Annotated in this window: 6 protein-coding genes; 2 read left to right on the top strand and 4 right to left on the bottom strand. The window is 45.5% G+C overall.

Annotated features, from left to right (window positions below; genetic code table 11):
• Nucleotides 1-126 precede the first annotated feature (126 nt).
• Together ACVBIK_RS07215 and ACVBIK_RS07210 are read right to left on the bottom strand one after the other, a co-directional pair.
• Nucleotides 127-1,098, bottom strand: a complete 972-nt coding sequence (locus ACVBIK_RS07215) for a GGDEF domain-containing protein (protein ID WP_447159723.1) — start codon at nucleotides 1,096-1,098, stop codon at nucleotides 127-129.
• A 13-nt stretch (nucleotides 1,099-1,111) separates the two neighbouring features.
• A complete protein-coding gene (locus tag ACVBIK_RS07210; RefSeq protein WP_447159722.1) occupies nucleotides 1,112-2,107 on the bottom strand; it encodes a response regulator in 996 nt (331 codons plus the stop codon).
• A gap of 380 nt (nucleotides 2,108-2,487) precedes the next feature.
• Between ACVBIK_RS07210 and ACVBIK_RS07205 the strand changes: the two genes are divergently transcribed.
• Nucleotides 2,488-3,294 carry a crotonase/enoyl-CoA hydratase family protein gene (locus ACVBIK_RS07205; RefSeq protein WP_447159721.1) on the top strand — a complete coding sequence of 269 codons (807 nt, stop codon included), beginning with the start codon at nucleotides 2,488-2,490 and terminating at the stop codon, nucleotides 3,292-3,294.
• Nucleotides 3,295-3,466: 172 nt separating this feature from the next.
• Nucleotides 3,467-3,958 carry a YqhA family protein gene (locus ACVBIK_RS07200; RefSeq protein WP_447159720.1) on the top strand — a complete coding sequence of 164 codons (492 nt, stop codon included), beginning with the start codon at nucleotides 3,467-3,469 and terminating at the stop codon, nucleotides 3,956-3,958.
• A gap of 86 nt (nucleotides 3,959-4,044) precedes the next feature.
• Here ACVBIK_RS07200 and ACVBIK_RS07195 read toward each other — a convergent pair whose 3' ends face one another.
• Both ACVBIK_RS07195 and rapA read right to left on the bottom strand, forming a co-directional pair.
• Nucleotides 4,045-4,851 (bottom strand): DUF3530 family protein, encoded by an 807-nt coding sequence (locus ACVBIK_RS07195; protein WP_447159719.1) that lies wholly within the window; start codon nucleotides 4,849-4,851, stop codon nucleotides 4,045-4,047.
• A 227-nt stretch (nucleotides 4,852-5,078) separates the two neighbouring features.
• A complete protein-coding gene (gene rapA, locus ACVBIK_RS07190; RefSeq protein ID WP_447169380.1) occupies nucleotides 5,079-7,985 on the bottom strand; it encodes an RNA polymerase-associated protein RapA in 2,907 nt (968 codons plus the stop codon).
• Between the last annotated feature and the right edge of the window lie 250 nt (nucleotides 7,986-8,235).

The following is an 8,235-nucleotide window of genomic DNA, read 5'->3' as shown; positions in this document are numbered from 1 at the left end:
GTTTAAAAACACTCGGATTTTGCCATCTTATAAAGATCGGTCAACCGATCAATAAACTGCTAAATGATCGGCATTACCATCTAGTGATGGGCATTTTTGTGTCTGTTTTATAGTGATGGGTATAGGCTACTCATGAGTGATACAGCAGTTACGTCCTGCTTCTTTCGCTTGATAAAGTGCTTGGTCGGCTTGAGATAACCAAGTCTCACAGTCGTTTACCTCTGGCTTAATTTCACAGATGCCGATGCTGATAGTGACCTTGATAAGCTGTTCTTCGTAGGCAATTTGCAATTGCTCAACTTTCTTGCGCAGACGCTCTGCAAAAAAGCGGGCATTGACCGCAGGAGTATTGGCCAGCACCACTGCAAACTCTTCACCACCATAGCGTCCTGCGCAGTCGGTTTCTCGCAGTGATTTTCGAATGGTATGAGAGACATTTTGGATGACTCGATCGCCGGCTTGGTGGCCATAGGTATCGTTAATTACTTTAAAGTGGTCGATATCTATCATCACTAGGCTGGTTTCACTGCCATATCGAGTATGGCGATCGAACTCTTTCTGTAAGCATAACTCCCAATGACGACGGTTAAATAGCTGGCTAAGACCATCAATTTGGCTTAAGTATTCTAAGCGTTCATTAGCCGACTTTAGTTGTAATTTATTGATGGCGACGTCAGTGACATCGTAAACAATCATACTAATATGAGTCACTTCACCTGAGAGTGATGATAACGGCAGCAAGGTGACATTCTGGTACATGAAGTCAGCTCTGCCTGTAATAGGCCGATAATTTTTAAATTCGAATATAAAAGGGCGTTGTTCCCAGCTGATAAAAGCGCGGTTCTTTAATAGATAGACCGACTCCATTTTTTGCTTTAACCATTGTGCGGGTAGGTATTCAAACTGCTCAAATAGATTCTTATCTTTGATTGAATTGGGGGTTACACCGCTGTGGTTTTCCATGAAACCATTCCACAGTTGAATGTTGTAATCACGATCGAGTACCACTAAGCCTACCTCTATGGTCTGTACCATATCGATTAGCCAGTGGAGTTCGTTCATTGCACTGTTGTCTACAGCTTTCTGATCTGTTGCCATCCTAATATCCATTTCAATCGAGCAAGTAGCCGAGCTTATAGTTGAGCGTTGGCAGTGAGTCTTCGGTAAACAGTAACAGCAGATCACATTGAATATCATGATCTTCAATACGGTAGTTAATTTCCATCGCCAATGTACGGCTCCATTTATCCGCGTTTTCACTAATCAGGCTGTTAACGCTGCAGTGTCTGCCAAGAACGACGGGGTGACTTTGGCTAAACTTCATGTGTAACTGCTCTGATATGCCGTTGAGGAAGGCACCAATCAACACATTACCCGTGTCTATCATGACTTCGAGTTCGGTGTGTTCATCTTCTGGGTGTTCAAGCTTCATCAGCTTAGCCATATCTTTAAATGAAGAGTCATGGAAAAGTAATAGGGCTTCTCCTGCGACACCTGCACCAATAAAGCCTTGGCATAACGCCGATACCGTGCTGTATTCTTCAGTGGCCTTAAGTGTCATGGTCAGTTCACTGACCTCAAGTACGTTCACATTAGGAATAGGCAACTTTACAAATACGTTGAGTAACTTAGATAAGAGATCGGCCGCGCGCCCCATGGCAACGTTGGCGACTTCTTGGCAGGCATCGCGCAGATCGACCTGGATCATCGGCGCTTGATTTTCACCACCGCTTTGGGCCAACTCTAAAATACCGTACTCTTGCAAAATATGGCTAATTGAGCCGGCACTCACAGGCTTTTGAATAAAATCGAGTGCGCCTAAGCTTTTAACGCGTTCGTGAGCCTTAATTTGAATATCACCAGAAACCACAATAACTAATGCTGGAAGATCTTCTTTTTGAATGGCTTCTAAGACTTGATAACCATCCATTACGGGCATGTTGAGATCCAGAAACACGACTTCGCCTTTGCCTTCGCGAATGGCCTCTATTCCTTCTAAGCCATTGGTGGCATAGGTTATTTCAATATCCCAGTCTTTTGGGAGTGTGCGAGCCATCTGTTTTCTGGCTAGCGCAGAGTCATCACAAATGAGTATGGGGAGCGGCATTATTATTATTTTTCCTATTATCCATCAACAGCTTTTTTGTGATTTTAATTAGTCTATTGCCCCGTTCATGAAGCCTCTGTCATTTTTTGGGATCAATAACTCGCCACTGTAATACAATAAATTGCATTTCAGCGGTGCATCCTTGGCTTATGCCTTCGAAGAGAAATGGTTCTCGGTAGCTTCCATAACATTGTCCCTTATGAGAAGGGCATGCGCTACGGCCAGATTATTAATTATCAACTAATTAATAGATAGGCTTATTTTATGACAATAAAATGACGTTTGTCATAATTCAAACACATGTTATAGCTATTAACGAAATAATCCAAATGTGTTAACTTGCCAATCTGGACAGACCACTTGCCAAGAAAGGCCCCAAGATGACTTATGATTTATTACGTTTGACCCAAAAAAATGGCATAGCTTATGTGAGCCTTAATCGACCAGAAAAATATAATGCACTGAGTTATAAGCTTTTTACTGAGATAGAACACTGTATAAAAACCTTGTCGAAAGACCGTTCGCTTACCGCTGTGGTGCTGTTCGGTGAAGGCGGTAATTTTAGCTCAGGTTTAGATGTAAAAAGTGTGATGAACTCGCCGTTAGACGCCGTTAAGTTATTATTTAAGTGGTTGCCAGGTAATGCAAATTTGGCGCAGAGGGTTTCTATTGGTTGGCGCAGATTACCGGTACCCGTTATCGCGGTCCTTGAGGGCGTGTGTTACGGTGGCGGCATGCAAATCGTTCTCGGGGCGGATTTTAGAATTGCGGCTCCCGATTGCAAAATGTCAATTATGGAAGCCAAGTGGGGTTTAGTACCTGATATGGCTGGACTTGCAGGTTTACGAGAGTTGATGCCAAAAGATCAAGCACTTATGTTGACGATGACGGCGGATGTGTTAACTGCAGAGCAGGCGTTAGCAAGCAATTTGGTCACCGCAGTCGCTGATGACCCGATGGCCACAGCGACTGCGCTAGCGACTAAATTATCGCAAACCTCGCCCGATGCTAATGCCGCTATCAAGCGAAGTATTAACAAGAATTGGTCGGCTTCTGTTCGTCAATTACTCAGGCGTGAGTCTTGGTATCAGCTACGATTACTGCTGGGGAAAAATCGAATCATTGCCGCATTAAGACAAACTAAAAGCCCTGAAAAAGCCTATCGAAACCGAGATTCAGGTTGGTAATTTTGGGTAAAACGATGAAGTGTGATCAGATTCACGAATTGCTATGAATTTTATGTAGTAGGCAGTGGCTTCTTTTACACTCCTCGCTAATTCACCGCTTTGTTTGCTCGCTTAGGTTTGGCAGCGATTTAGCGAAACCATATTCCATTCAACCAATTGGAACTCTTTACTCATGCGCGAACTTTTTGAACGTTTTTTATGGAGCAGTCGTCTTTCTGTGATGTTTGGTGTGCTTTCCTGCATCATTGCTGCTTTCGTTGTTTTTGCTATGGGGCTCAGAGATGTGGTGCATATGATTGAGCTTATTCTCGGTTATATATTCAGCGGCAGCCATGCGGTACGTAATGATCTGGTGATGGTTGTGGTTGAGATCTTAGACACCTTCCTATTAGGTGCTGTACTGCTTATTTTTGCATTTGGTCTGTATGAACTGTTTATTAGCAACCTTAAGCATGCCAGCCAAAGTGAGGCGGGCGGTAAGCTCCTCATCATTAGTAGTATCGATTCGCTCAAGAGTAAGCTCGGCAAAGTGATCTTAATGATGCTGATCATCAAGGTGTTCTCTTTCTTTACCGATATGAAGCCTACGTCTATGTTAGATCTGCTGTATATGGGGATAACGGTGTTACTCATTGCCGGAGCGCTCAAGCTCAGTAAAGACTAATATCGAGCGCGTAAGTCCATCATTAAAACGATGGCTGAGCCTGCGGTATGACTAGCGGTTTGACTAGCTGTTTGATTAGATAAAGCCTATCCATTTGGATAGGCTTTATTGATCCTACTGGCAAAACCTTCAATAAACTTAAGGCTATTATTCCAAGAGACTTGCAGTGATAGATCCAGTGATAATAACTGCTGGCTATATCGTGTTGGTGCGTTGGCTGGTGATAATACGCGTCGCTGCGTTTGGGTCGCGAGCGAAGCCGAGCCGCCATCGTTTGATTGTATATCGAGTACCGGTATCGATAGCGCAGCCAGCTTTTGTGGTAGTGCATTATTAACTGTGGCTATATCGCTGTATGGGTTTATCACTACCAGTATGTCAGGCATCGGCAGGTGTTTAGCCGCTAACAACTCAATGACCAAATTAGCACTGTCACCGATAGCAATAAGCATACGTTTACCGGCAAAGTCCTTGCCCAAACTATCGAGCTGCGCCATAGCGCTTAGCATAAAGTCTCGCTGCTGCTGTTGAGTTTGAGCCAGTTGTTCGGCGCTAAAGTCAGGTGTTTCTTGGTTAGCTGGTACTGAGCTTTGCTGCTCGCCCGCTTTAATCACTTCTTCGGCGTGAGTGACGAAATATGGCGTCTTACTCAGGCTCGGGGGAGTCAGTGCGAGTGTTGCCCACCCTGAGTGGTTTAACTCGTGTCTAAGATTGCTAACGAAACCAGGTGCATCGGCTCGCTCTGAAAAAGCAGGCACGATAATGGTTAACCCGAGTTGCAGCTTGCCTAACCAAGGACGCAAAAGAGCAGGGACATCTTTGCCTTCCACCTGCAGTTGTTTGAGCTCGCTTGGAGGAAGATAGCTGTAATCCACCCGCTCATGTGTGGGCACGGTATCGGCTATACATGAGTTGGCTAGCAGGCAAGTGCTGCAGACTAGGAGCAATAGGGGAGTGGACTTAGAAAAACATCGAGAAAACTTCATCTTGGACTGCAGCCTTTTTACGCTAAAACATCGAAGCGAATAAAATCTTGCGCAGTATATACATAATTGGTCAACATTCGGCAAAAAAAAGCCTCGAATTATCGAGGCCTTATGATACCCATTACTGTGACTTGTTATGCGTGGCTAACTAATACCAGTCTAACCGCATCAAGTTGTAGCTTGCTGCTGTCTAGGTAACGGTTTAATTCGCTCATCTGATCGCTAAGGTGAGTTAGCTCTTCATCACGAATGTTTGGGTTAACTGATTTTAGCGCTTTTAAGCGTTCAAGCTCACCAGACAACTGACTGGTCATCTTCTCGCGAGCACAATCTGTTAGCGTTTGTAGCTCGGCATTGGCAAACGTTTCAGCCTTAGCAAATAGCGGGTGTAAAATCGCCTGTGATGCATTGACTAGCTTGCTGGCAATATGGCGGTTCACCGCGCTTAACTGCTTGTTAAAGCTTTCGTAAGTCACATTGTCAGACAAGTTATTGCCATTCTTATCCAGTAACACACGTACAGGTGTTGGCGGTAGGTAGCGGTATAGCTGGCTTGACTTAGGTGCAGACGCATCGGCTAAGTAGATAAGCTCAAGGAAGACGGTACCTGCTGGCAACGCCTTGTTTTTTAGTACTGCTACGCTAGTGGTTCCGGTTTCTGAAGACGTGATTAAGTCTAGACCCGTTTGTACCAGTGGATGCTCTTGAGTGATCAGCGCAATATCGTCACGAGACAGGGCCATCTCACGATCGAAGGTCACGGTAATACCATCTTCTGGCAGACCAGGATAAGTCGGGAACATCATGTGTTCGCTTGGGTGCAATACAATGGCGTTCTCGCCGCTGTCTTCTTGCTCGACACCAATAATATCCCAAAGGCGGATCACCGAGCCGATAAGCTGAGTGTCACCATCTTTGTCTGCCAAACTCTGTACTAACTTGTTAGCACGTTCGCCGCCGTGAGAGTTGATCTCAAGCAGTTTGTCGCGCCCTTGTTCCATCGCAAGCTTTAGCTCTTGATAGCGCGCTTTAGTGTTATCCAGTAACGTTTCTAGGCTTGTATCGTCATTATTTAGCAAGGTTTCTAGCAGCTCACCAGAGAACTCGTTAAATAGAATGTGACCACTTGGGCAAGTACACTCAAAAGCGTTTAAGCCCTGGTGATACCACTCGGTCAATCTTTCTTGCGCCGTGTTAGCTAAGTATGGCAAGTGGATCTCAACATCGTTCTTCTGACCGATACGATCGAGACGACCAATACGCTGCTCAAGTAGATCTGGGTTTAACGGTAGATCGAACAATACCAAGTTACTGGCGAACTGGAAGTTACGGCCTTCTGAACCAATCTCACTACAGATAAGCGCCTGTGCGCCGCCGGTTTCCTGTGCGAAGTAAGCACCCGCTTTATCGCGCTCGATAATCGACATGCCTTCATGGAAGACCGTTGCCTGAATACCTTCGCGAGTACGTAATGCTTCTTCTAAGCTCAAAGCGGTTTCCGCTTGGCTAGCAATAATCAGTACTTTCTTGCTGCGGTTGGTCTTTAAGAAATCAATGAGCCAATCCACACGCGGGTCGAACTTCCACCAGCTAGCACTGCCGCTATCAAAGTCTTGGTAGATCTTCTCTGGGCTTAATACTTGGCGCACTTTAGCATTGGTGTCTAAATGCTTGTTCATCATCGCGCTAACGCGGTAAGCGGTAACATATTGCTCAGGCATCTTTTGTGGATGCACATGCAGATTACGTTGTGGGAAGCCTTTAACTGACGCGCGGCTATTACGGTAAAGCACGCGGCCTGTACCGTGACGGTCGAGCAGATCTTGTAATAGCTCATCACGCGCCTGGAAGCGAGCGTCGGCATTGGCTGCTTCATCTTGAATAAGGCTAATGGTAGCGCTGATATCTTTTTCACCAAGCAGCTGGGTTAAGCCGTTAATCGACTCATCCGACAGCGCTTCTCCGCTGGCGAGTGCATCGGCTGCGGTTGCGACATCTTTGTAGCTATCTTCTTCTTTTAAGAAGGCTTGATAGTCATAGAAACGATCTGGATCTAATAGACGCAAACGCGCAAAGTGACTCTGGTGACCTAGTTGATCAGGTGTCGCGGTTAGCAGTAGTACGCCAGGCACGACTTCACTTAAGGCTTCAACAATTTGGTAAGCGCGGCTTGGGGCGTCTTCAGACCATTCTAAGTGATGCGCTTCATCGACAACCATTAGATCCCAATCGGCATCTAGCGCTTGCTCTAAACGACGCTTTTTACGCAGCAGCTCCAGTGAGCAAATCACTAACTGTTCAGTGTAGAAAGGGTTGTCGTTATCGGCATAGGCTTCAACGCAGCGGTCTTCATCAAATACAGAGAAACGCAGGTTAAAGCGACGTAGCATTTCAACCAACCACTGGTGACGCAGTGTATCAGGCACAATAACTAAGATACGCTCAGCACGACCAGTCAGTAGTTGCTGATGAATAATTAAACCCGCTTCAATGGTTTTACCTAGACCCACTTCATCGGCTAGCAAAACGCGGGGTGCAAAACGCTGACCCACTTCGTGTGCAATCCATTGTTGATGTGGGATCAATCCAACGCGTGGCCCTTGTAGTCCAAGCAGATCAGATGTGGCGAGCTTATTTCTCAATAGCTGACACAGATAGCGCACATTAAACCGATCGAGACGATCGATTTGACCGGCGAATAGACGATCTTGTGGCTTATTGAAACGGATATTGTGATTTAGCAAGGTTTCGCGCAGGCTAACTTGCTCGCCAGTTTCGCTATGAGTGCCGTGGTAAATAATCAGTGAATCTTTTTCTTCAACCTCAGTGACCGTAATGCTCCACTCTTCATGGCTCTCTACAGTGTCGCCTGGGTTGTAAATAACACGTGTTAGCGGGGCTTCGGTTCGAGAAAATAATCTATTCTCGCCAGTTGCAGGGAAAAGAACGGTGACCATACGGCCTTCAACTCCAACAACAGTACCTAAACCTAATTCTGATTCAGTGTCACTGATCCAACGTTGACCTAAGGAAAACGGCATTTAAAACTCTCATATACTGGGTGAATCACAAGGGGCGCGTATGTTATACCAATCGCGAGCATATTGAAAATTGAACCCGCGAATAATCGCCCTAATCGGAAGTAATAGTGTACTAAATAATCAGTTGCACCGAAGTATTTTTTTGTGTCATCGCTCTGTCACATCAGCTCGATATCAATGGTGAGGGCTTAAAAAGCTTAGTTGGCGGCTAAAAACTCACACAGAGCATTGAAGCCGGAACTTATTGGTG

This window comes from Shewanella sp. 125m-1, assembly GCF_052977065.1.
Note: the sequence above shows the minus strand (reverse complement) of the source record. Positions and strands in the feature narration are given on the sequence as shown.

Coding starts and splice junctions, on each gene's coding strand:
- ACVBIK_RS07215 (WP_447159723.1), bottom strand. CDS start 1,098: ATGGCAACAGATCAGAAAGCTGTAGACAACAGTGCAATGAACGAACTC.
- ACVBIK_RS07210 (WP_447159722.1), bottom strand. CDS start 2,107: ATGCCGCTCCCCATACTCATTTGTGATGACTCTGCGCTAGCCAGAAAA.
- ACVBIK_RS07200 (WP_447159720.1), top strand. CDS start 3,467: ATGCGCGAACTTTTTGAACGTTTTTTATGGAGCAGTCGTCTTTCTGTG.
- rapA (WP_447169380.1), bottom strand. CDS start 7,985: ATGCCGTTTTCCTTAGGTCAACGTTGGATCAGTGACACTGAATCAGAA.
- ACVBIK_RS07205 (WP_447159721.1), top strand. CDS start 2,488: ATGACTTATGATTTATTACGTTTGACCCAAAAAAATGGCATAGCTTAT.